We start from the raw sequence: 24021 nt of genomic DNA, 5'->3' as shown, positions 1-24021 counted from the left end.
TCAGGTCATCGCGGTGAGACGATTACTTGATGGCCCAGTAGACATCGTAGGTACCATCCTGGGTGAACGACTTGTCCACGCCGCCCTTCCAGGCTTCGTACGGACGCTCGGTCACGTCCATGCCGCTGGTGGCAGCCCAGGCGCGCAAGGAGTTGCGCACCGCGTCCAGGCCGGCCATGTGGCCTGCGTAGGTCGCAAACACCGAGCGGTGCGCCGGGGTACGCTGATACTTCACCGGCGCTTCGGACGGGATGTTGACCTTGAGCTCTTCACCGGTGGCGGCGACCGGCGTCGCGTCGACCGGGGCAGCCGCAGCAGCGTCGTCCTTCTTGGCGTCGGTCTTGGCGGTATCGGTCTTGGCATCGGCCTTCGGCGCGCCACCGGCACGCTTGCGGACCGGCTGGGCGACGTCGAAGGCGTACTTGTCGGTCGCAAAGTCGGTGGTGACGATACGGACCGGACCTGCCGCTTCCAGACCGTTGGCGTCCATCACGCGCTTGATCCACTCCTGGTTGTCCTTGATCGACTTCTTGATCGTCTCGTTGTCGCGATCGATGTTGCCCGCGGTGACCACCAGCAGGTCTTCGGCCGGCACATCGACGACCTTCAGATCGCTCAACACCGGCTTGCCGTCCAGCTGCGCGCGGTAGTCGAAGTTCGGCACGGTCGCCAAGGCGGTCGCCAGGCGCGCCAGACCCAGCTTCAGATCGTCGCCGACGTGGCGGCTGACATACAGGCCGGCATAGCGGCCAAACAGGTTCCAGCCGTACTTGACGCTGTAGTCCTGCGTGATCTTGACGTTGCGGTTGTTCTTGCCGGTCGGTGCCAAGGTGAAGTTGGTGACCTTGTCGTAGCCCTTGGTGGGATCTTCGATCGCGATCTCGACACGCTCGTTCTTGACGGTATTGGTGATCTCCCAGCTGCCGTCGCCGATGTAGCCTTCGGTGGAGCTGTATTCGATGCGTGCGCCCTTGCCCTCTTCCGGGCCGGCCAGCTTCAGCTGGATCTTCGGGTCGCGCAGCACGAGCGGGTTCCAATCCTTGAACCGACGGAAGCTGTTCACGGTGTCGTAAACAATCGTCATTCGGCGGTTGGTCTCAACACTCTCGGACATCTGCCGCTCCGAGGGAAGCACCAAGCCCACCACGACAAACAAGCCAGCCACGATCCCCAAGGCGATCAGGAACTCGATAATACGGGTCATTCAGGAGGTCTCCGGGGCCGATCCCACGGCCGGGTTGAGTGAAGCGAAGCCACCATCCTAGCAGGCTTCGGCAAAGATGTTCAGTTGTGCGACGGGTAGCGCGGTCCTGCGGTGTCATTGCGCGCGCGCGATGGCGCGGCCGAACGCTGCAAGGCCAGCCCGCACAAGGGTTTGAGCCGGCGGCGCGCAGCCATCATGCACAGTGCGCGCCGGCTTCGCGTGATGCAGCCACCCCTGGCCGCCGCATCGGTCGACTGCCCCGCCCGGCGATCGGCACTACCTGCTGCGGCGGCGGCGCGGCAGCGGACGCGGCCATACCACGCGTCGCGCCGAACACGCCCTCCAAACAGCGAAGCCGCGCAGCGCGCCGGGCAGGACATCCTGCCGTCAGACCAGTTGCAGTTCGAAGGCCTTCAATACCGCCCGGGTGCGGTCGCGTACGCCGAGTTTCGACAGGGTGAGCCGGCGCTGTCTGCAAGCCGCAGGCTTGCGCGCAGGCGAACGCCCGGCGCGCTGCGCCGGGCGGGGCATCCTGCCGTCAGACCAGTTGCAGTTCGAAGGCCTTCAGTACCGCCCGGGTGCGGTCACGTACGCCGAGCTTGGACAGGATGTTGGACACGTGATTCTTGATGGTGCCTTCGGCCACGCCCAGCGAATTGGCGATCTCCTTGTTGGAGAAGCCGCTCGCCATCAGCCGAAGGATCTCGGTCTCACGGTCGGTGAGCGGATCGGGCCGGTCCAGGCTGACGAATTCGTTGCGCATATGCTCCAGGCCCGACAACAGCCGCTGGGTCACCGCCGGCTGCACCAGCGAACCGCCGTCGGCCACGGTGCGGATGGCGCCGACCAATTGCTCCAGCGACACGTCCTTGAGCAGGTAACCCTTGGCGCCGGCCTTGAGTCCGGCCAGGACCAGTTGGTCGTCGTCGAAGGTGGTCAGGATGATGGTCGGCGGCAAGGTGCCGTTGCGCGAGAGCATCTGCAGCGCCTCCAGCCCGGACATCACCGGCATACGCATGTCCATCAGCACCACATCGGGCCGGATCTGAGGGATCTGCTCGACCGCCTGCTTGCCATCCGACGCCTCGGCCACCACCTCGATGCCGTCGTCCAGCGCCAGCAGCGAGCGGATCCCCTGACGCACCAGGGTTTGGTCGTCGACCAGGCAGACACGGATCATCAGAACACTCCTTGAAGGACGGCCGCCGGCATCAGTGCCGGCGCGCCTGGAACGGAGATGCGCAGGCCGAAGCCGTCTCCCCGCCGGGTTTGGATCTCCACCTTGCCACCATACTGGCTGAGCCGCTCGCGCATGCCGCGCAAGCCGTTGCCGGGCGACACCGTCTCGGCGCCGCGACCGTCGTCGCGCGCGTCGATCAGCACGCAGTCGCCGTCGCGGCACACCTGGATCCACAGGTTGCGGGCGCCGGCATGGCGCACCGTATTGGTGATGATTTCCTGGGTACAACGCAGCAGCACGTGCGCACGCTCGGGATCGTCCAGGGTGAGCGGCTGGGAGATGTCCAGGTGGATATCCAGCGAGGGCACCTGGGTGACCAGTGGGCGCAGCGCCGCTTCCAGATCGATCGCGCCGCTGTCGCGCAGCTGGCTGACCGCCTCGCGCACGTCGGTCAACAGCAACCGGGCCAGGGTATGGGCCTGGCGGACATGCTCCTGGGCCTGGCCCTCGGTGATGTGGCCGGCCACTTCCAGGTTGAGGCTGAGCGCGGTCAGGTGGTGGCCGAGCAGGTCGTGCAGCTCGCGCGAGATGCGCGTGCGCTCGTTGATGCGGGCGCTCTCGGCCAGCAGCGCGCGGGTGGCGCGCAGTTCGGCATTGAGGCGGCGCTGTTCCTCGCGGGCCTCGGTCTGCTGGCGTGCGACCAGGCTGGTCACGAAGATGAACATCGAGAACCCGCCATACAGCAGGGACTGCATGACCGCGGCAAACAAGGTGAAGCCGGGCAGCAAGTAATAGACCGGCAGCACCGCCAGTTGGCTCAGCAGCAGCCACAGCACGCCCACGCGCAGCGGCAACAGCCACGGGATCACCCCGGCCGCCACCATCATCAGGATGCTGCCCAGCCCGGTCCCGGTCAGATAGCTCACCGCCAGCGCGCAGATGGTGAGCAACAGCAGGATCAGACGGTCGTACCAATGCGCGTGGCCACCGCTGTCCAGACCGCGGGTGAGCCAGAAGTAGCTGACGCCGAAGCCGATGAAGAAGGCCGACATCGCCAATGCTTCGCGCAGCACGCGGTAACCGCCATCCTCGGACGGAGCCCAGTAGGTGTACACCAGGGGCATGGCGATCATCGCCCAGGTGAACAGGCCGGCGAAGCGCAGGACGCGCGTATGGCTGAGGTATCCCAACATGCCGGCATCTTAGGGCCAAGCGGTGTGACCGCCCTGCTGCCGGAAGTCATGCCTGTGCCAGACGCCCCCGTGGAAGGTCCAGGGCGCAGCGCAGGTCGCCGCTTCAGGCCACGCATGTAATAATCCGACGCAGATCCGATTTCGGGTCGACGCGTTACCCCACGGAGACCTAATGTCGATCGTCATCCGCGACGTGCGCGAGCACGAGCTCGATTCCGTTCTGGCCCTGAACAACAATGCCGGACTGGCGATCCTGCCGCTGGATTCCACCAGGCTGCAACGTTTCTATGCGCAGGCCGAGTATTTCCGCGTTGCCGAACGCGATGGCAACCTGGCCGGGTTCCTGGTCGGCTTCGGCAGCGGCAGTGCCCATGACAGCAGCAACTTCGCCTGGTTCCGGGACCGCCATCCGGAGTTCTTCTATATCGACCGCATCGTGGTGGCCAGCCGCCGCCGCGGCGGCGGCGTCGGGCGCGCGTTCTACGCCGACGTGCAGAGCTACACCGAATTGCGCTATCCGCAGCTGGCCTGCGAGGTCTTCCTGGACCATGGCGCCGATGCGGCGCTGCTGTTCCATGGCAGCTTCGGTTTTCGCGAAGTGGGCCAGAACACCATGCCGGACGTGGAGGTGCGCGCCAGCATGCTGATGAAGGACATGTGCAGCTATCCGTGGGTCAAGGAAACCTATGGCGGCAACCTGCCCGAAGAGTTGCCGTGGGTCGGCCGGCCGCGTCTGGCCGCCGCCACCGCCAACCAATCGACGGGGACCTGAGCGTGGCGAGCGTGAACGTGGACTTCGAACAGGCCGGCGAACTCAAGATCGGCCAGGTCGGCATCGCCAACCTGCGCGTGCGCACCCTGGACGTGGCGCGACTGGTGCAGGAGATGCGCGAACGGGTGAGCCGCGCACCCAAGCTGTTCGGGCGCGCAGCGGTGATCCTGGATTTCGGCGGGCTGTCGCAGGTACCGGATCTCGCCACCGCCAAGGCGTTGCTGGACGGCCTGCGCGATGCCGGCGTACTGCCGGTGGCGCTGGCCTACGGCACCAGCGAGATCGACCTGCTGTCGCAACAGCTCGGCGTGCCGTTGCTGGCCAAGTTCCGTGCCCAGTACGAGCCGACTGCGGCCAGCCCGCCACCGCCGCCTCCGCCAGCGCGCGCCGAACCCCCAGCGCCCGCTGCGCGTCCGGCGCCCGGACGCATGCAGCGCACCGCCGTGCGTTCGGGTCAGCAGCTGTACGCGGAGAACTGCGACCTGACCGTGCTCAGTACGGTCGGCGCCGGGGCGGAGGTCATCGCCGACGGCAGCATCCATATCTACGGTACCCTGCGTGGCCGCGCCCTGGCCGGCGCGCAGGGCAACCCGGACGCGCGCATCTTCTGCCGCGATTTCCACGCCGAACTGGTCGCCATCGCTGGCCACTACAAGGTGCTGGACGATGTTCCCATGGACCTGCGTGGCAAGGCCGTCCAGGTCTGGCTGGAGCAGGATCAGATCAAGATCGCTGCGCTTGATTGACGCGGCCCAACCACAGAAACATTCGGAGAAATCCTTTGGCTGAAATCATCGTAGTCACCTCCGGCAAGGGCGGCGTCGGCAAGACCACCACCAGCGCGAGCCTGGCCTGCGGGCTGGCGCGGCGCGGCAAGAAGGTCGCGGTCATCGACTTCGACGTCGGCCTGCGCAACCTGGACCTGATCATGGGCTGCGAACGGCGCGTGGTGTACGACTTCGTCAACGTCGTGCACGGCGAAGCCACGCTCAAGCAGTCGCTGATCAAGGACAAGCGGTTCGAGAACCTGTACGTGCTGGCGGCCTCGCAGACCCGCGACAAGGACGCGCTGACCCAGGACGGCGTGGAGAAGGTGCTCAAGGACCTGGCCGCCGACGGCTTCGACTACATCGTCTGCGATTCGCCGGCAGGCATCGAGAAGGGCGCGTTCCTGGCGATGTACTTCGCCGACCGCGCGGTGGTGGTGGTCAATCCGGAAGTCTCCTCGGTCCGCGACTCCGATCGCATCATCGGCCTGCTCGATTCCAAGACCCGCAAGGCCGAGGAAGGCAAGCCGGTGCCGGCCTTCCTGCTGCTGACCCGTTACAGCCCGGGCCGTGTGGAAGGCGGCGAAATGCTCAGCATCACCGACGTGGAAGAAGTGCTGGGCCTGAAGGCGATCGGCGTGATCCCCGAGTCCGGCGATGTGCTCAATGCCTCCAACAAGGGCGAGCCGGTGATCCTGGACACCGAATCCCCGGCCGGCCAGGCCTACGAAGACGCGGTCGCCCGCATTCTGGGCGAGGAGCGCCCGATGCGATTCACATCCGTGGAGAAGAAAGGCTTCTTCAGCAAGCTGTTCGGAGGGTAAGCATGGGCCTGCTCGATTTTCTCAAGAGCAAGAAGAACACCGCCGAGACGGCCAAGAACCGCCTGCAGATCATCATCGCGCAGGAGCGCAATCACCGCGGCGGGCCGGATTACCTGCCGCTGATGCAGCGCGAACTGCTGGAAGTGATCAAGAAGTACGTCAACATCGATGCCGATGCGGTACGCGTGGATCTGGTCAAGGACGGCGAACACGACGTGCTGGACATCACCGTCGCCCTGCCGGAAGACGGCGACAAGTAAACCTGCCGCGGCGTGCCTGCAGCCTGCAACGGCGGCACACGCACCGGCACACGCACCGGCACGACGCGGCATGCAGCCCCGGCTGCATGCCATCCGGCTGCGGCGGGGTCACATCGCTGCGGCCAGATGGCGCGCTCCGGCGCCCCGCAACCCGCGCGCACGCCAGCGCGCGCAAGCGCCAATCCCTGCCGCGCGACGCGGCGCTGCCCCATCGCGAGATCGCGTGTGAATCCATTGCCCGCCCCCGACCCCGCTGCCGACACCGTGCTGTGCGTGGGCCGCATCGGTCTGGACGCAGCGGCCGCGCTGCTTGCCGGTTATGGCCTGCGGCTGCATCGGGTGGAAGCCGGCCAGCCCATTCCCGGCAGCTATTGGGGCGAGCCGGAGGCCGGCATCATCGGTTGCGACGTGTACGTGCGCGACGACACGCCGGTGCATTCGTTGCTGCACGAAGCCTGCCATCTGATCGTGCTGCCGGCAGACAGGCGAGCGCTGGTGCATACCGATGCCACCGATTCGGTGGATGAGGAAGACGCTACCTGCTATCTGCAGATCCTGCTGGCCGAGCACCTGCCCGGCGTGGGCAGCGCGCGACTGATGGCCGACATGGATGCCTGGGGATACACCTACCGGCTGGGCTCCACGCGCGCCTGGTTCGAACAGGACGCCGAGAACGCCCGCCTCTGGTTGAGCGAGCGTGATTTGCTGCCTGCCCGGCCGGCGCTTGCCGGCGTCTGACCAACCCGTCGCGCGTCCATCCGGGGCAGCCATGCGTCAGGCAGGCCTGACCGCTGCGCCGCCCCCCTGTCCCCCGCTCCCGGCGACAGTTCGGCCACTGACCATTGCACCGGCAGCGCTGCGGTCGGCGCGACCACAGCGCCTGCCGCAGACGACACGTGCCTAGGCCTGCGCGGATTCGGGCGTCTTGCCGCCGACCAGATCCAGCGTGGCCACGGTGCCATGCCCGGCGTCGGATTCCAGGCTCAGGCGCCACCCCAGATGGTCGCAGAGCCGCCCGATCAGCTCCAGTCCGATGCCATTGCCCTGGCGCGCAGTGCCGCGCGCCAGCCGGGTGTAGATCGCACTGATTTCTTCCGGGCTCATGCCGTGGCCGGGATCGATGATGCGGACCACGCCGCACGCCGTCAGCGAGACGCGGATGACGCCGCGGTCGCTGTTCTCGATCGCGTTGCGCAACAGGTTGCCGATGGCCGTCTGTACGATCGCCACCGGAGCGGTCAGGCTGCATGGCGGCAACGGATCGACCGCCACCTGCAGATCCTTGTCCGCGCACAAGTGGGCATGGTCGGCCACGATGTCCGGAAGCAACTGATCCAGACGCAGCGCGTCACTGCTGCGCACCAGCCGGCCAGGATCCTTGGCCAGTACCAGTAGCAAAGCAATCAGTTGTTCTACCGACGCGCTGGTCTGGGCGATCCGCTGCAACTGGTGGCGCACGGCCGGCGGGGTGTCGGGTTGTTCCAGTGCCAGCTCGACCGCATTGCCGATCACCGCGATCGGCGTACGCAACTCGTGGCTGGCGCTATCGATGAAGGCGCGTTCGCGCTCGACGAATTGACCGTTGCGCTCCAGGTAATCGTTGAGTGCATCGGCGATGACGTACAGCTCTGCGCTGCCCTGTGCGTCCACCGCGATCTTCTGCTCGCGCCGTTCCGGGCGCAGCGCGCCGATATCGCGCGCCAGTGCCACCAGCGGGCGCACCAACCGGGCCATCGCGTAGGCGCCCATCAACAAGGTGATGCCGATCAGCGCGATGCCGGCGGCCAGCATCCAGCGGATGAGGAAGTGTTCCAGCGCTTCGAAGTCGGTGATGTCCAGCACCAGCGCCAGGCGCCCGGCATGCGGCGTGTCACGCACCATGACCGCGCTCCGGCGCCCGACGACATCCAGATCGTCGTGCAGGCCGGGATGCAGCGTGCGCAGCGCCGGCGGCACGCCAGGCGATCCGTCGATGCGGTACAGCCGCAAGGTATCCGAGTCCTGCCAGTGGTAGTCCGGGCTGCGCGCGCTGCGATCCAGGATGCTGTCCAGCTCGGAATTCAGCAGCGAACGCCACACGCCATGCTCTGCGCGTTCGTGCAGGTACTGCGCAGTGCTGAACACTGCCAGGGTCATCAACAGGGTGTAGCCGCACAGCCAGGTCAGGACGCGGCGTCCCAATGGGCGCCGCCTAGCCATCGACACTGTCACCGGGTGCTGCCTCGCTGCCGCAGTCGCGCTCGGCCAGGCGATAACCGAGGCGTGGCAGGGTGTGGATCAGCTTCTGCGCGAACGGGCCGTCCACGCTGCGGCGCAATTCGTAGATATGCGAGCGCAGCATGTCGCCATCGGGCGGATCGTCGCCCCACAGCGCCTGTTCCAGACGCTGCCGCGTGACCGCAGCCGGGCTGGCCTGCATGAGCACTTCCAGCAACTTGCGGCAGGCCGGATACAGGTGCAGCGACTGCCCGGCGCGGGTCACCTCCAGCGTGGCCAGATCCAGACGCAGATCGGCCACCTGCAACAGCTTGCCGCGGCGGCGCCCATGTGCGCGCGCGAGCAACGCATCGATACGCACTTCCAGTTCGGGCAGCGCGAACGGCTTGGTCAGATAGTCGTCGGCGCCGGCGCGGAAGCCGGCGATCTTGTCGGGCAACTCGTCGCGCGCGGTCAACATGATCACCGGCAGTTCGCTGTGGTGTTGCTCGCGCAGGCGGCGCAGCACCTCCGGGCCGTCCATGCGCGGCATCATCCAGTCCAGCACCAGCACATCGTATTGCTGGGTGGTGGCCAGATGCAGGCCGGTGACGCCATCGGGCGCGGCGTCCAGGGTGTGCCCGCGCGCTTCGAAATAGTCGAACAGGTTGGCAACCATGTTGCGGTTGTCTTCGATGACCAGCAGCCGCATGCGCGCAGTTCCATAACAGCCCGACCGGGACGGTGCTGGCATCCTAACCGAGCCTGACCGCCCCCGGCCGCCCTGGCCCGCATGCGCTGCCATGACGCGCGGACCGAAGTTCCGACGGAATTCCGACCCTGCTGCCCGCTATCGTTTCGCCCCCTTTCCAACCGGGCGTGCGCGTGTCGCCTGCCATTTCCACCTCCGTGCGCCGCCGGCGCGCCCTGTTCGCCGCACTGGTCCTGATCGTGATGAGCCTGCTGGCCGGGCTCGGCATGCGCCAGCCCAATCCGCCGGACGAACCGCGCTTCGTGCTGGCTGCACGCACCATGGTCGAGACCGGCCAGTGGTTGCTGCCGCACCGTGGCAGCGAACTGTACGCGGAGAAGCCGCCAGTGTTCATGTGGATGCAGGCGGCGGTCTACCAGTTGCTGCCGCACTGGCCGATCGCGTTCCTGCTGCCCTCACTGCTGGCCGCACTGGCCACGCTGTGGCTGACCTGGGATCTGACGCGCCGGCTCTGGAATCGGCGCATTGCCGGCCATGCGGTGCTGGCCCTGTTCGCAGTACTGCAGTTCGGCCTGATGGCCAAGCGCGCGCAGATCGACATGGTGCTGGTGGCGCTCACCACGCTGTCGTTGTGGGGGCTGCTGCGGCATCTGTTGCGTGGTCCGGACTGGGGCGCGTGGCTGTTGGGGCTGTTCGCCGCCGGCGTCGGCACGGTCACCAAGGGCGTGGGTTTCCTGCCGCTGCTGCTGTTGTTGCCGTGGATGGCGCTGCCGCGCCGGCACTGGAGCGTGCTGCCGGCACGCGCCTGTGCCGGGCGCAGCTGGTTGCTGGTACTGCCGGCATTCGTGGCCGGCACGGCGGTGTGGCTGGCGCCATTGTGTCTCGCGTTGCTGCGCAGCGAAGACCCGCAACTGCACGCGTATGCGCACGAACTGCTGTTCAGGCAGACCGGCACCCGCTACGCGCATGCCTGGCATCACGTCAAACCGGCCTGGTACTACCTGCAGGTGATCGCCACGCTGTGGTTGCCGGGCTGCCTGTTGCTGCCCTGGCTGCTGCCGGCCTGGTGGCGCCGGCTGCGTCGCGGCGATCCGCGCTATGTGCTGCTGCTGGCGTGGAGCGTGCTGGTACTGCTGTTCTTCAGCGCCAGCCCGGGCAAGCGCGAGGTCTACATCTTTCCGATGCTGCCGGCGCTCTGCGTGGCGGCCGCGCCGTTGCTGGCCGGGCTGCTGCGCCGCCGCGGTGTGCGCGCCGTGCTGACCGGCTATGTGGTGCTGCTTGCGCTGGCCGCGCTGCTGCTGGGCGGCGGCATCGCACTGCATCTGCATTGGGCGGAACACACCGCCCTGAAACGCGGCATGGAGCTCGCGTCGCTGCAGTCGGTGGGGTTCTGGCTGCTTGGCCTGGGGGGGATCGGCGCAGGCCTGGTCGTGTGGTCGCGCGGCAGACGCGCCGGGACCGCGGTGATCGCGATGACCGCTGCGCTGTGGACGGTCCATGGCCTGGGGCTGATGCCGGCGCTGGATCCGTACAGTTCGTCCGCGGGCCTGATGCAGCGTGTCGGGCAGCGCATCGGGCCGGACGCCGAGCTCGGCATGCTGGCCTGGCGCGAGCAGAACCTGCTGCAGGCCGACCGGCCGGTGACCGATTTCGGCTTCAAGGCGAGCTGGCAGCAGCAGTGGGCGAAGGCCGGTCCATGGCTGGCGCAGGCGCCGGAAAAGCGCTGGTTGTTCGTCCTCAGCGAGGCGGTACCGGCGTGCATCGATCCGGCCCAGCGCATCGATATCGGCGAATCCAACCGCAATCGATGGCAATTGCTGCCGGGCACGGCGTGGCACGCCGGTTGCGTCGCTACTGCATCCGACACCGAACAAACCGGTAGCGACGGCGATGCAGACTGAACGCCCGGTGTCGGGTTAACGGCCGGGCAACTCCGGTCCGACCGCTCTCCGACATACGGGTTTCGAAGATGTCACACATTGACACAAGCCCACCTTTCGATGACCACGCTTTCCGCCTACTCGCCCATCCAGCGTCGCGCCACCGCGCTTGCGCCCACACGCTTTCTTGCCGTGCATCTGTGGCTGCCGCTGGCAGGCACGTTACTGGCCAGCGCCTTGCTGATGGGCGCCGGTGGCGACCAGTGGGTGGCGGATCTGCTGTACCGCCTGGAAGGCGGACACTGGTTGCTCAAGGAGCATTGGTTCACCAGCGGCGTGGTCCACCGTATCGGCAAATGGCTGAGCACGGCGGCTGGTGTGAGCGTAGTGATCCTGGCCGTGGCGGCATGGTGCCGGCCGCGCCTGCGCGTGCTGCGCTGGCCATTGACCTACCTGGCCGCGTCGGTCGCCGTATCGACGTCGCTGGTGTCGCTGCTGAAGGCATGGACGGCGATGGACTGCCCATGGGACCTCGCCCGCTACGGCGGCACGCGTGCCATGGTCGGCGTCTTCGAGTCGCGCCACGGCATCGCCGCCTCCGGATGCTTTCCTGCCGGACATGCCAGTGCCGGCTATGCCTGGGTCGCCCTGTATTTCTGTGCGCTGGCGCTGCGTCCTGCATGGCGGCTGCCGGGTTTGTCTGTGGGACTGGCGGCCGGTCTGATCTTCGGGATCTCGCAACAACTGCGCGGCGCGCATTTTCTGTCGCACGATCTCTGGTCGCTGGCGGTGTGCTGGCTGACCGCGCTGAGCCTGTACTGCGTGATGCTGGCCCGGCCGCCGCGCGCATTCGATGCGATGTTGCCAGCGGGTGATGCAGCATGAGCACCTGGCTGCCGGAACCACGCAAGCGCGCCCGCTCACGGGCGCTGACCTGGAGCGTTCGCCCGACCCTCTCGGCCGAAACCCTGATCCTGCTGACCAGCCTGTTCTTCGCGCTGGTCTGCAACCAGCTGTTCTGGCGCACGGCCATGGCCACACACCCGGGCAGTATCGGGTTTGCGATTTCGTTGATGGCGCTGCTGGTGGCCGTGCATGCACTGCTGCTGGGCCTGCTGGTGTGGCGCTGGAATGCCAGGCCGCTGCTGACCTTGCTGCTGTTCACCACCGCGCTGGCCGCGCATTACATGGACAGCTACAACGTCTATCTGGATGCGGACATGCTGCGCAACGTGTTGCATACCGATCACAAGGAATCGCGCGAGCTGCTCACCCCCGGGCTGATCCTGCCGCTGCTTTGCTACTTCCTGATTCCCACGGTGCTGCTGTGGCGCACGCGCCTGCGCGCGCGCAGTACTGGCAGGGCGCTGCTGGTTCGCGCCGGCTTCCTGCTGGCGGCCGCGCTGCTCGGCCTCGCCGGCGCCATGCTGTCGTTCCAGGATGTCTCGGCGTTGATGCGCAATCACCGCGAAGTGCGCTACCTGGCCACCCCGATCAACTACATCGTCGCGCTCCGGCAGAACCTCAAATCCAGCTCACCGATCCAGCACGCGCCCAAGCAGCCGGTGGAACACGATGCCACGGCCACGCCACGTGCACCTGGCAGCCGCCCGCGTCTATTGTTGATAGTGCTGGGCGAAACCGCACGCGCGCAGAACTGGGGCCTCAACGGCTATGCCCGCCAGACCACGCCCGAGTTGGCGCAGGCCGGTGTGATCAATTTCCCCGACATGCATTCCTGCGGCACCAGCACCGAGGTCTCGGTGCCCTGCATGTTTTCCCCGTTCGGTCGCCGCGACTACAACGAAGACCGAATCCGCAGCCATCAGTCGCTGTTGCACGTACTCGAACACGCGGGTATTTCCACGCTGTGGCGTGACAATCAATCAGGATGCAAGGGCGTGTGCGACGGCCTGGACATCCAGAAGCTCGACGATGCCACCACGCCGGGGCTATGCGCCGACGGCCGCTGCATGGACGAGATCCTGCTCGGCGATCTGGCCGCGCAGGTGCGGGCCAGACCCGGCGACCGGGTGGTGGTGCTGCATCAGCTGGGCAGCCACGGGCCAAGCTACTTCCAGCGCTATCCGGCCGCCTTCGAACGCTACAAACCGGTCTGCAAGACGGCCGACCTGGGCAGCTGCAGCCGCCAGGACATCGTCAATGCCTACGATAATTCGATCGGTTACACCGACCACTTCCTGGCACAGGCCATCCACACCCTGCGCGGGCTGCCCGACTACGACACGGCGATGATCTACCTGTCCGATCACGGCGAATCGCTGGGCGAGAAGGGCCTGTATCTGCACGGCGTGCCATACGCCATTGCGCCGAAGGAGCAGACCCACGTGCCGATGGTGATGTGGTTCTCGCCGGAGTTCGCCCGCAGCCGGGGCCTGGACGAGTCCTGCCTGCGCCACCGCGCCGGCCAGTACACCGACCAGGATGCACTGTTCCCGTCGGTGCTGGGCCTGATGCAGGTCAAGACCAGTGTGTATGCGCGCGAGCGCGATCTGTTCGCTCAGTGCACGGCCAAGCCAGGCTGATGCCCCTGCGCGAACCGATCACGATGCACTGGAAAGACGCGCAGATTCCCGGTCGCGCGGCCTGTCCGACGGCCACGCCGGGCCGCACCTCAGGCCTTTGCCCGACCCGCCACGGATCGCCGGCCTGACCGTCGACGTTCACGATACCGCTCCAGCGACCCGGCAACCGCTGGGCCTGCCGCGTTCCAGGCGCAGGCACAGGACCGCGTGCGCGCTGCCGATCGCCACGCTGCGAACCTGCCTGCACCGGCACCGCTTGCCCTGAAGCCTGGCGCGCTCTAGCCTTCGCCGGACTTCACCGCAAGGACCACCCGTGAATCCTCGTCTGCTGTTGCTGGCACTGGCTGTGGCTGCCGGCACCCTGTCGCTGTCGGCCTGCCGACGGGAGGCGACACCGCCAACCGCACCCACGACCGCCAAACCCGCGCCCGCCGAAAGCGCCGACGCCTTCGTTGCGCGCATCGGCGCCGAGTACAAGGCGGCCTATCCGGAGATCACCGCCGCGCAATGGCTGTCGTCGACCTATATCAACGGCGATTCGCAGCTGCTCGCGGCCAAGGCCAACGAGCGCTCGCTGGCGCAGCTGGATCGCTGGATCGAACAATCCAAGCAATACGCGGGCACGCCGATGTCTGCAGACAGCGCCCGTGCATTGCAATTGCTCAGGCTGATGAGCGCCCTGCCCGCTCCGCGCGACCCGGCCAAGCTGGCCGAATTGACCCGCATCGCTGCCAAGATGGAAGGCGACTACGGCGCCGCCAGCTATTGCACCGGCGAAGGCGAGCAACGCCGCTGCCGGCAGCTCGGCGAGCTGGAACAGGTACTGGCCAGCAGCCGCGACTACGACGAACAACGCGATGCCTGGCAGGGCTGGCACGCCACCGCGCAACCGCTGCGCAAGGACTACCAGCGCTTCGTCGCGCTGGCCAACGAGGGCGCGCGCGGCCTGGGCTTTGCCGATGTCGGGGCGATGTGGCGCAGCGGCTACGACATGCCGCCGGCGCAGCTGGCCAGCGAAACCGACCGGCTGTGGGAGCAGGTCAAACCGCTGTATGCGCAACTGCAGTGCTACGCGCGCGGCAAGCTGGACACGCAGTACGGCAAGGACAAGGGTGAGCTGCCTGGCGGGCTGCTGCCCGCGCACCTGATGGGCAACATGTGGCAGCAGGACTGGAGCAATCTGTGGGACCTGCTGCAGCCCTACCCGGGCGCCGGCGACCTGGACATCACCGCTGCCCTGGAAAAGCAGTACCAGGGCAATCTGAGCGCGGCGCTGGCGCGCGGTACCGGGAGCGAGGGCGGCGCTGCGGCACGCTTCAATGCCGAGCGCGAAGCGCAGCTGCGCACCGCCAGGCAGATGACCGAGCGCGCGCAGGACTTCTACACCTCGCTGGGCATGCCCAAGCTGCCGGAGACCTATTGGCAGCGTTCGCAGTTCATCAAACCGCTGGACCGCGATGTGGTCTGCCATGCCAGTGCCTGGGACATGAACATGGGTGGCGAGCCGGGCCAGGGCATCGGCGCGGATGTACGCACCAAGATGTGCATCAAGCCTACCGAAGAAGACTTCACCACCATCTATCACGAGCTCGGCCACATCTATTACGACCTGGCCTACAACCCGTTGCCACCGCTGTTCCAGAACGGCGCCAACGACGGCTTCCACGAGGCCATCGGCGACACCATCGTGCTGGCGATGACGCCGAAGTACCTGCAGTCGATCGGGCTGGTCGGCGAACAGCAGGGCGGCCGCGAAGCACTGATCAATTCGCAGATGCGCATGGCCTTGAGCAAGGTGGCATTCCTGCCGTTCGGCCTGATGATCGACCGCTGGCGTTGGGGCGTGTTCGACGGTTCGATCGCGCCGGAGCGTTACAACCAGGCATGGTGGGAACTGAAAGCCCGCTACCAGGGTGTGGCACCGGTCGGCACGCGGGGCGAAGAGTTCTTCGATGCCGGCGCCAAGTACCACGTGCCGGGCAATACGCCGTACACGCGCTACTTCCTGGCGCATATCCTGCAGTTCCAGTTCTACAAGGGCCTGTGCCAGGCCGCCGGCCATCAGGGCCCGCTGTACGACTGCAGCTTCTACGGCAACAAGGACGCCGGGCAGAAATTCTGGTCGATGCTGCAGCGCGGCTCCAGCCAACCGTGGCAGACCACGCTGAAGGAACTCACCGGCAGCGACACGCTCGATGCCGGGCCGATGCTGGAGTATTTCGCGCCCATGGACGAGTGGCTGAAGCAGCAGAACCAGGGCCGGATGTGCAGCTGGCAGGCGGAAGCGAACGTCGGCAGTGCGCCGATCGCTCCTGCGCCGAACCGCTGATTCGATTATCGCAATCCCAATCGCGCTGGCGCGCGATGCGGCTTCCCCTTGGGGCCTCATCGCGCGTACGGCAGGCGACGCCTGCCACTCAGTTGAGCTTGGTACCTGCCTGGAGCCGCTCGCTGAGCCGGGTCTTGAACTGTTCGAACTCCATGCCATCGGCCTGGGCTTCGGCATGCGCGGCAGCCTTCAACGCGTCCGAGTAGGTCAGCCGCACCGGCGTGCCCTGGCGTTCGTGCAGTTCGGCCGCGCGCATGATCAAGGCCAGCACCTGCGCGGCGCTGGTGCTTTCGCCGGCGATGCGGCCGTCCATGCCCAGCACCCACTCGCCGTCACGGCGGACGATACCGGCCAGTAGCGTGCGTTGCTGGTCGCGCAGTTCGGCATGCGGTTCGATCGGCGATTCGGCGGTGGCCTTGGCGGCGGCCTGGTTGCGCTGGCGCTCGGCGGCGCGCTTGCGGGCATCGCGGCGCAACTTGGAATCGGTGGACATGCAGGCTCCTGTCGGGTCAAAGGTGGTCGGCCGGTTCCAGAGGCACCGCCTCGGTGGCCTGGCGGTGACGCAGGCGGCGGCCACTGCGGCGCTCCCAGCGCCAGAATAGCCACCCCAGCAAGAAAAAGCCGGTCATGCCGATCGCCAGATGCCGCGGATGCGCGCTCAGCAGCGGCGACAGCACCCCCGCCACCACCGTATTGGTCATCAGCTGGGTGAAGGCCTGCAGCGAGGACGCCAGGCCGCGCTGGTGCGGGTACATGTCCAGCACCGCCAGCGCCAGGATCGGGAAGATCAACGCCATACCGACGCCGGCCAGGAAGATCGGCAACACGGCCCATGGCAAGGCGATCTGCGCCACCGCCAAGGTGTAGCCCAGGTTGACCAGCGCGGCCACGCCGCAGCAGATGAAGCCGATGCGGATCTGCCGCACCGGCTGCATGCGCCCGGCCATGCGCCCGGACAGGAACGAGCCCAGCGTCATGCCGCCGATGGTAGGAATGAACAGCCAGGCGAAATCGCCCTCGCCCAGATGCAGGTGCTGCATGATCAGCACCGGCGCCGAGGCGATGTACAGGAAGATGCCGGCGAAATTGAATGACCCGGCTGCGGCCAGCCGCTGGAAGCGCGGGTTGAAGCCGATCCGCACATAGTCCTGCAGCAGGCGCTTGAACTGCAGCGGCGTGCGCGCCTGGACCGGGTGGGTTTCCGGCAGCCAGACCAGGGTTGCCACCAGCAGCACCAGACCGAACACCACCAGGAACCAGAAGATCAGTGGCCAGCCGGCGCCGCTGAGCAGGATCCAGCCGCCGATGATCGGCGCGATGGCCGGCGCGATGCCGAAGATCATCGATACCTGGCTCATCAGCCGCTGCGCATCCGGGCCATGGAACAGGTCGCGGATGACCGCGCGGCCGACGATCATGCCCACGCCTGCCGACAAACCCTGCAATGCACGGAACGCCAGCAGCGTGGGCAGGTCCTGCGACAGCGCGCAGCCGATCGAGCCGGCGATGAACAGCACCAGCCCGCCCAGGATCACCAGCTTGCGGCCCCAGGCGTCGGACAGCGGCCCGTGCGCGATGCTCATCACCCCGTAGGCCAGCAGATAGACGCTGATGGTCTGCTGGATCGCCACCTCGTCCACGGCCAGGCTGCGGCTGAGCCGCGAGAACGCCGGGAAGATGGTGTCGATGGAAAACGGGCCGAACATCGCCAGCCCGGCCAGCAGCAGCGCCATGCGTCGGGTGGAGGGCGTGGTGGGGGTCATCCAGTGGTCCGGAACGTGGCGCATGGGGGATGCACTGCGGCGCCTGCCGGTCGCAGCGCCGTGTGCGCACAAGGACGCCGATCATAGGCGCTTGCGCAGGCAAGGTTAAGCAAACCCGAGCGTTGCCAATGCGGCACGCGCGGCGGCGCACCGCCACGCTATAATCGGCCGGCAACACGGTGGGAGAAGCGGCACTGCCGCTGCCGAAGGCGCAACAGCCCGTAATCGCTCAGGCCCGATACCATCTTCAACACAACTCTGGAGAGACCGGCCGATGCCGGCGCCGAAGGGGCACGGAACGCAGGCAGGCCCAGCGCCATGCCGCGTTCTTAAACTCTCAGGCAAAAGGACAGAGGGGCGCGAGGAAGACCGTCGCTACGGTGGGTGGTGGCGCGCGTATGCGCGTCATGCCGGTCGTGGTGCTTCCGACCTTTCGCATGCCCTCTGCCCCGGATGCCCGCCATGTCCCAGACCCCGTCTTCCCTGCGCGACCTCGAACACCACAGCGCGTTCGTCGAACGCCATATCGGCCCCAACGATGCGGAAATCGCCCAGATGCTGGACGTGGTCGGCCACGCTTCGCTGGATGCGATGACCGATGCCATCGTGCCGGGCAACATCAAGTCGCCGGCACCGCTCGCGCTGCCCGATGCGATCACCGAAGAAGAGGCGCTGGCCAAGATCCGCGCCATCGCCAGCAAGAATCAGGTCCGGCGCACCTTCATCGGCCAGGGCTATTACGGCACCCACACGCCGAAGGTGATCCTGCGCAACATCCTGGAGAACCCGGCCTGGTACACCGCCTATACGCCGTATCAGGCGGAGATCTCGCAAGGCCGCATGGAAGCGCTGATCAACTTCCAGACCCTGTGCGCGGACCTGACCGGCATGCAGATCGCCAACGCCTCGCTGCTGGACGAGGCCACCGCCGCTGCCGAAGCGATGACCCTGGCCAAGCGCTCGGCCAAGTCCAAATCCGATACCTTCTTCGTGCACGACGCCGTGCATCCGCAGACGCTGGAACTGCTGCGCACCCGCGCCGAGCCGCTGGGCATCGTGCTGCGCGTGGGCACGCCGGAAGAAGCCTTGCAGGCCGAGTGCTTCGGCGTGCTGCTGCAGTATCCGGACAGCTTCGGTCACATCGGCGATCACGCCGCATTGGCCGATGCCGTGCACGCGCAGGGCGGCCTGGTGGCGGTGGCCACCGACCTGCTGGCGCTGACCCTGATCGCCGCGCCGGGCGAATGGGGCGCGGACATCGTGGTCGGCAACTCGCAGCGCTTCGGCGTGCCGTTCGGCTTCGGTGGCCCACATGCCGCGTTCATGGCCTGCCGTGATGCCTACAAGCGCTCGATGCCTGGCCGTTTGATCGGCGTGTCGATCGATGCCGCCGGCAATCCGGCGTATCGCTTGACCCTGCAGACCCGCGAGCAACATATCCGCCGCGAGAAGGCCACCTCCAACATCTGCACCGCGCAGGTGCTGCTGGCAGTGATGGCCTCGATGTACGCGGTCTACCACGGCCCCGAGGGCCTGACCCGCATCGCACGACGCACCCATCGCCTGGCCGCGATCCTGGCCGCAGCCCTGCGCAGCGCCGGGATCAACGTGGGCGAGCACTTCTTCGACACGCTGCACATCAAGGCGATCGATGCCGATGCGATCCACGCCCGTGCGCGTGCGGCTGGCATCAATCTGCGTGCCATCGACAGCGAAGCGGTCGGCATCAGCCTGGATGAAACCAGCACGCGTGCCGATGTGGTTGCGCTGGCCGCTCTGTTCGGTGTGCAGGTGGACGATGCACAAGGATGTGCGAGTGTCGCGGAAGGCAGGATGCCGAAAGCGACCGTGGATGCACTCGATGCCGCCACCGCCGACGCATTGCCGCAAGGCCTGCTGCGCAGCACCCCGTTCCTGACCCACCCGGTGTTCAATACCCACCACAGCGAACACGAACTGCTGCGCTACATGCGTTCGCTGGCCGACAAGGACCTGGCGATGGATCGCACCATGATCCCGCTGGGCAGCTGCACTATGAAGCTCAACGCCACCGCCGAGATGATCCCGGTGACCTGGCCGGAGTTCGGCGCGATCCATCCGCTGGCCCCGGCCGAACAGTCGGCCGGCTACGCGCAGCTGATCGACGAACTGGAAGCGATGCTGGTCGAATGCACCGGCTACGACGCCGTGAGCCTGCAGCCCAACTCCGGTGCGCAGGGTGAGTACGCCGGCCTGCTGGCGATCCGCGCCTATCACCGCGCGCGCGGCGAGGCCCATCGCGACATCTGCCTGATTCCCGAATCCGCGCACGGCACCAACCCGGCCTCGGCGCAGATGTGCGGCATGACCGTGGTGGTCACCAAGTGCGATGCCAACGGCAATGTGGATGTGGACGACATCCGCGCCAAGGCGGAAAAGTATTCCGAGCGTCTGGCCGCGCTGATGATCACCTACCCGTCCACCCACGGCGTGTTCGAAGAGGACGTGGTGGCGATCTGCGAAGCGGTGCATGCGCATGGCGGCCAGGTGTACACCGACGGCGCCAACATGAACGCGCTGGTCGGCGTGGCCAAGCCTGGCAAGTGGGGCTCGGACGTGTCGCACCTCAACCTGCACAAGACCTTCTGCATTCCGCATGGCGGCGGCGGCCCGGGCGTGGGCCCGTGTGCGGTGAAGTCACACCTGGCGCCGTACCTACCTCGTGCCGGCATCCATGCCGGCGAAGGTCAAACTGCCGCCATCCATGGCGGCGGACTCCACTCCGAAAGCGGGAGTGGACACTCCTCGCGCATCGGCGGCATGGTGAGCGCGGCCAGCTATGGCTCTGCCTCGATCCTGCCGATCAGCTGGATGTACGTGACCATGATGGGCAGTGCCGGTCTGCGCAAGGCCACCCAGGTAGCATTGCTCAACGCGAACTACATCGCCAAGCGCCTGGCACCGCACTACAAGACGCTGTACACCGGCCGCAACGGCCTGGTCGCGCACGAGTGCATCCTGGACATCCGCCCGCTGGAAAAGACCAGCGGCATCGGTGCCGAAGACATCGCCAAGCGCCTGATCGACTTCGGCTTCCACGCGCCGACGCTGAGCTTCCCGGTCGCCGGCACCTTGATGGTGGAGCCCACCGAAAGCGAATCGCAGCATGAGCTGGACCGCTTCATCGACGCGATGATCCAGATCCGCGAAGAGATCCGCGCCATCGAAGACGGCCGCCTGGACCGCGAGGACAACCCGCTCAAGCACGCACCGCACACCGCCACGCAGGTGTCGGCCAGCGAGTGGACGCATGCCTACCCGCGCGAACTGGCCGCCTTCCCGCTGCCCAGCCTCAAGCAGCAGAAGTACTGGCCGCCGGTGGCGCGCGTGGACAACGTCTACGGCGACAAGAACGTGATTTGCGCCTGCATCCCGGTGGATGCATACAAGGAAGACGCCGAGGCGTAACTCCGCGCCACTTCATTCCCGTCGTCGAACCCGGCCGTGTCCTTTCCGGCCGGGTTCGACGGCGGGCATGGAAGCAATCTGAGTTGTCGGTAACCATGGTCATCGTCGGGCCGCACGCGGCAAGCACTAGCGACGTCCGCGCCTGCGTCGTACGACCCAGGCAAGCATCGCGGCGGCAGCGACCAGGACGATACTCAGGATAGGCCAGAGCACCAGCTCGGCCAGTAGTCCGCAACCGCCTTCGACACAGTCGAACTGGCCGCTCAAGGCCCACCAATAGGCGAGATTGAAAGCGCATAAGGCGCAGACCCCGCAGATTCCCGACCACACGAGGATTTGCTTCAATCGTGTCATGCCGACCGTCCCTGCACGCGCTGCCATCCGGGCCGGACATATAGCACATGTGCTTTCGCTATCCGCAACATCGCCAGCAGTGCATGCCCGCCTCCACCTGCACTCAAGCAGCCACTAGATCTGTTGCAGGCCATCGCCTGCGTCGCGTTGCTTCCTGCACAAGCGTCGTTAGCTGCGCCAACGACGCGGCACTTAGCAAGCAGCACACAGTTGCGCACGCTTCAGAGTGGGAAGCCGGTACGGATGTGAGCATTCGTTCGCACGCAGACACATCCGATTAACAGCCACGCTTCCAGGCTCAGGCGGATTAGCTCGCCTCTCAAGCCCGCCAACGTGGAGTCCCCATGGCCAAGTCCCCCAAATCCGCACAGCCACCCGCTGGTGGCAAGTCTGCAGACGCGCACGACGTGCGCGGCAGCGGCGATGAATTGCATCAGAAAGCCGGTGGCACGCATCCGCAGCTGACCACCAATCAGGGCATTCCGGTTGGCGACAACCAGAATTCGCTGCGCGCCACGCCGCGCGGGCCGACGTTGCTGGAAGACTTCATCCTGCGCGAGAAGATCACCCACTTCGATCACGAGCGCATTCCCGAGCGCATCGTGCACGCGCGCGGGAGCGCTGCGCATGGCTATTTCGAACTGACTGCCTCGTTGAGCGAGTACACCACGGCCAAGCTGTTGACCGAAGTGGGCGAAAAGACCCCGGTCTTCACCCGCTTCTCCACCGTGGCCGGCGGCGCCGGGTCGGTGGACACCCCACGCGACGTGCGCGGCTTCGCGGTGAAGTTCTACACCAAGGAGGGCAACTGGGATCTGGTCGGCAACAACATCCCGGTGTTCTTCATCCAGGACGCGATGAAGTTCCCCGATCTGATCCACGCGGTGAAGATGGAGCCGGATCGCGGCTTCCCACAGGCAGCCAGCGCCCATGACACCTTCTGGGATTTCGTCTCGCTGACACCCGAGTCGATGCACATGATCATGTGGGCGATGAGCGATCGCACCATCCCGCGTTCGTTACGCATGATCGAAGGCTTCGGCATCCACAGCTTCCGCCTGCTCAACGAACGCGGCGAAAGCACCTTCGTCAAATTTCATTGGCGGCCCAAGCTCGGATTGCAATCGACCATCTGGGACGAGGCGGTGAAGCTGGCCGGTGCGGATCCGGATTTCCAGCGCCGCGACCTGTTCGAAGCGATCCAGAACGGCGACTTCCCGGAATGGGAGCTGGGGGTGCAGCTGTTCACCGAGACAGAAGCCGAGGCGTTCCCGTTCGATCACCTGGATTCGACCAAGGTCATCCCGGAGGAATTGGTGCCGCTACGGATCGTCGGACGCATGGTGCTGGATCGCTGGCCGGATAATTTTTTCGCCGAAACCGAGCAGGTGGCGTACTGCCCGGCCAACATCGTGCCCGGTATCGACTTCAGCAACGATCCGCTGCTGCAAGGCCGGCTGTTCTCCTATCTGGACACGCAGCTCAGCCGCCTGGGCGGGCCGAACTTCCACCAGATCCCGATCAATGCGCCCAAGTGCCCCTTCGCCAACAACCAGCGCGATGGGCACATGCAGATGGGAGTTCCCAAGGGCCGCGTGGCCTACGAGCCGAGCTCACTGCAGGCCGATGCGCCGCGCGAGGCGCTGCGTGGATTCCCCAGCCATGCCACGCCGGCCGAGGATGGCGCGAAAGGCCGCGTGCGCGCGGAGAGCTTTGCCGACCATTACAGCCAGGCGCGGCTGTTCTTCCGCAGCCAGACCGCGCCGGAGCAGGCGCATCTGGCCTCGGCGCTGGTCTTCGAATTGTCCAAGGTGGAGACCGCGCATGTGCGCGAAGCCATCGTCGGCCACCTGCGGCATATCGATGAGAGCCTGGCCAAGCGCGTGGCCGACGGCATGGGCATGACCAGCCTGCCGACCGCACCGCCTGCCGCCGTCGCGCCCACGGATATGCCGTTGTCGCCGGCCTTGCAGCTGATCGGCAGGATGAAGGACACCTTGCAGGGCCGTACCGTCGGCATCCTGATCCACGACGGTTCCGATGCCGCAGCGATCAAAGCCGTGCGCAAGGCGGCCGAAGCCGCAGGTGCCACGGTCAAGATCGTCGCACCCAAGCTGGGCGGCGCCAAACTCAGCGATGGCGCGCAATTGGCCGCCGACGGCCAACTGGCCGGCACGCCTTCGATCGTGTTCGATGCAGTGGCGGTAGTGCTGTCGTCGGCAGCGGCAAAGCAACTGACCAACGAATCGGCGGCCCTGGACTTCGTCAGCAACGCCTGGGCCCATCTGAAGGCGATTGCCTACGACGAGGGCGCGCAGTTGCTGCTCAAGGCAGGCAACGTCGGCAAGGACACCGGCATCGTGCCGGTGGCCGACACCAAGGCCTTCATCGCCGCCGCCAAGACCCGGCAGTGGGCGCGCGAGCCAAAGGTGCGCATGCTGGCCTGAGTTCACCGCAAAACCGCCCACCGCAGTTCGGGCGTAACACGCTCTCCCCAGAGCGTTTTGCGCCCGGTTGTTTTCCAGCAGCCACCCTGCAACCACTGCTTGCCACCAAGCCACCTCCGACAGTTGCCTGGAGGTGCGCGGAGCCAG

18 protein-coding genes and 1 riboswitch are annotated in these 24021 nt (G+C 66.5%); of the genes, 11 read left to right on the top strand and 7 right to left on the bottom strand.

Annotation, left to right across the window (positions count from 1 at the left end; all coding sequences use genetic code 11):
* Positions 1-22: 22 nt before the first annotated feature.
* The 3 genes from LL964_RS11560 to LL964_RS11545 all read right to left on the bottom strand — a co-directional run bounded on the left by LL964_RS11560 (position 23) and on the right by LL964_RS11545 (position 3577).
* The gene (locus LL964_RS11560; protein ID WP_104584334.1) at positions 23-1204 is read right to left on the bottom strand and encodes a polyketide cyclase; all 1182 of its coding nucleotides are present in this window, start codon (positions 1202-1204) and stop codon (positions 23-25) included.
* A 538-nt stretch (positions 1205-1742) separates the two neighbouring features.
* Positions 1743-2384 carry a response regulator gene (locus LL964_RS11550; RefSeq protein ID WP_104584337.1) on the bottom strand — a complete coding sequence of 214 codons (642 nt, stop codon included), beginning with the start codon at positions 2382-2384 and terminating at the stop codon, positions 1743-1745.
* On the bottom strand, positions 2384-3577 hold the full coding sequence (locus LL964_RS11545; protein ID WP_104584339.1) for a sensor histidine kinase: 1194 nt from the start codon (positions 3575-3577) through the stop codon (positions 2384-2386). The genes LL964_RS11550 and LL964_RS11545 overlap by 1 nt, the downstream gene beginning before the upstream one ends.
* 172 nt (positions 3578-3749) lie before the next feature.
* Between LL964_RS11545 and LL964_RS11540 the strand changes: the two genes are divergently transcribed.
* The 5 genes from LL964_RS11540 to LL964_RS11520 all read left to right on the top strand — a co-directional run bounded on the left by LL964_RS11540 (position 3750) and on the right by LL964_RS11520 (position 6938).
* The gene (locus LL964_RS11540; RefSeq protein WP_104584341.1) at positions 3750-4349 is read left to right on the top strand and encodes a GNAT family N-acetyltransferase; all 600 of its coding nucleotides are present in this window, start codon (positions 3750-3752) and stop codon (positions 4347-4349) included.
* Positions 4350-4351: 2 nt separating this feature from the next.
* Positions 4352-5095 (top strand): septum site-determining protein MinC, encoded by a 744-nt coding sequence (gene minC / locus LL964_RS11535; protein WP_104584343.1) that lies wholly within the window; start codon positions 4352-4354, stop codon positions 5093-5095.
* A gap of 35 nt (positions 5096-5130) precedes the next feature.
* Positions 5131-5940: a septum site-determining protein MinD gene (gene minD, locus LL964_RS11530; RefSeq protein WP_104584345.1), complete on the top strand. Its 810-nt coding sequence runs from the start codon at positions 5131-5133 to the stop codon at positions 5938-5940.
* A gap of 2 nt (positions 5941-5942) precedes the next feature.
* A complete protein-coding gene (gene minE / locus LL964_RS11525) occupies positions 5943-6200 on the top strand; it encodes a cell division topological specificity factor MinE (protein ID WP_011036323.1) in 258 nt (85 codons plus the stop codon).
* Positions 6201-6425: 225 nt separating this feature from the next.
* Complete coding sequence (locus LL964_RS11520; RefSeq protein ID WP_104584347.1) at positions 6426-6938, top strand: hypothetical protein; 513 nt, start codon at positions 6426-6428, stop codon at positions 6936-6938.
* A gap of 162 nt (positions 6939-7100) precedes the next feature.
* On the opposite strand, the gene LL964_RS11515 is transcribed toward LL964_RS11520, so the two are convergent.
* Both LL964_RS11515 and LL964_RS11510 read right to left on the bottom strand, forming a co-directional pair.
* Complete coding sequence (locus LL964_RS11515) at positions 7101-8399, bottom strand: sensor histidine kinase (protein ID WP_104584349.1); 1299 nt, start codon at positions 8397-8399, stop codon at positions 7101-7103.
* Positions 8392-9108, bottom strand: coding sequence for a response regulator transcription factor (locus LL964_RS11510; protein ID WP_104584351.1), 717 nt, complete (start codon positions 9106-9108; stop codon positions 8392-8394). Before LL964_RS11510 ends, LL964_RS11515 begins: the two co-directional genes overlap by 8 nt.
* Before the next feature lie 167 nt (positions 9109-9275).
* Here LL964_RS11510 and LL964_RS11505 point away from each other — a divergent pair, with 167 nt between their 5' ends.
* The 4 genes from LL964_RS11505 (at position 9276) to LL964_RS11490 (ending at position 15863) form a co-directional block, all read left to right on the top strand.
* Positions 9276-11009 carry an ArnT family glycosyltransferase gene (locus tag LL964_RS11505; RefSeq protein ID WP_146092288.1) on the top strand — a complete coding sequence of 578 codons (1734 nt, stop codon included), beginning with the start codon at positions 9276-9278 and terminating at the stop codon, positions 11007-11009.
* Positions 11010-11108: 99 nt separating this feature from the next.
* Positions 11109-11873, top strand: coding sequence for a phosphatase PAP2 family protein (locus tag LL964_RS11500; RefSeq protein WP_104584353.1), 765 nt, complete (start codon positions 11109-11111; stop codon positions 11871-11873).
* On the top strand, positions 11870-13534 hold the full coding sequence (locus LL964_RS11495; RefSeq protein WP_104584355.1) for a phosphoethanolamine transferase: 1665 nt from the start codon (positions 11870-11872) through the stop codon (positions 13532-13534). Before LL964_RS11500 ends, LL964_RS11495 begins: the two co-directional genes overlap by 4 nt.
* Before the next feature lie 313 nt (positions 13535-13847).
* On the top strand, positions 13848-15863 hold the full coding sequence (locus LL964_RS11490) for a M2 family metallopeptidase (RefSeq protein ID WP_104584357.1): 2016 nt from the start codon (positions 13848-13850) through the stop codon (positions 15861-15863).
* An 88-nt stretch (positions 15864-15951) separates the two neighbouring features.
* Here the strand turns inward: LL964_RS11490 and LL964_RS11485 are convergent, their stop codons facing one another.
* Together LL964_RS11485 and LL964_RS11480 are read right to left on the bottom strand one after the other, a co-directional pair.
* On the bottom strand, positions 15952-16356 hold the full coding sequence (locus LL964_RS11485) for a hypothetical protein (protein WP_104584359.1): 405 nt from the start codon (positions 16354-16356) through the stop codon (positions 15952-15954).
* Between the two features lie 16 nt (positions 16357-16372).
* On the bottom strand, positions 16373-17626 hold the full coding sequence (locus LL964_RS11480; protein WP_104584361.1) for a multidrug effflux MFS transporter: 1254 nt from the start codon (positions 17624-17626) through the stop codon (positions 16373-16375).
* A gap of 248 nt (positions 17627-17874) precedes the next feature.
* Positions 17875-17989, top strand: a riboswitch (glycine riboswitch).
* Between the two features lie 99 nt (positions 17990-18088).
* Between LL964_RS11480 and gcvP the strand changes: the two genes are divergently transcribed.
* Positions 18089-21073, top strand: coding sequence for an aminomethyl-transferring glycine dehydrogenase (gene gcvP / locus LL964_RS11475; protein WP_104585521.1), 2985 nt, complete (start codon positions 18089-18091; stop codon positions 21071-21073).
* 698 nt (positions 21074-21771) lie between these two features.
* On the top strand, positions 21772-23874 hold the full coding sequence (locus tag LL964_RS11470) for a catalase (RefSeq protein ID WP_104584365.1): 2103 nt from the start codon (positions 21772-21774) through the stop codon (positions 23872-23874).
* Positions 23875-24021 lie beyond the last annotated feature (147 nt).

The organism is Xanthomonas melonis (assembly GCF_020783655.1).
Lineage (GTDB): Bacteria > Pseudomonadota > Gammaproteobacteria > Xanthomonadales > Xanthomonadaceae > Xanthomonas > Xanthomonas melonis.
This window is presented reverse-complemented; position numbering and strand designations above follow the sequence as displayed.